Genomic DNA, 253 nt, shown 5'->3' with positions numbered 1-253 from the left:
GCATCGCGTCACGCCGCTCGGCGAAAACGAGATGCGCGTGTCGCTCACGTTTGAGTACGTCACGAACCCGGAGATGCGGCCGTTCCAGCGTTTCATCTCGAACATGAAGGACTCGATCGCGTACTTCGGCTTCAAGCAGGTCTTTCGCCGCAAAGGCGGCAAAAACGGACAGGCATGAGTCGCGCGGGCACGTTTCTGCTCTCGATCGGCGTGGTGTTGTTCATCGCGCTGCTCGGCTGGCAAGGTTTCGGCT

The 253-nt window shown here is 60.1% G+C and carries 1 pseudogene; it reads left to right on the top strand.

The features are described 5' to 3' along the window. A pseudogene (locus NCR38_RS34065) lies at positions 1 to 178 on the top strand (2OG-Fe(II) oxygenase); the annotation flags it as partial. Positions 179 to 253 lie beyond the last annotated feature (75 nt).

The organism is Caballeronia sp. INML1, from assembly GCF_023631085.1.
Lineage (GTDB): Bacteria > Pseudomonadota > Gammaproteobacteria > Burkholderiales > Burkholderiaceae > Caballeronia > Caballeronia turbans.
The sequence above is the reverse complement of the archived record's forward strand: the minus strand, read 5'-3'. Positions and strand labels throughout refer to the sequence as shown.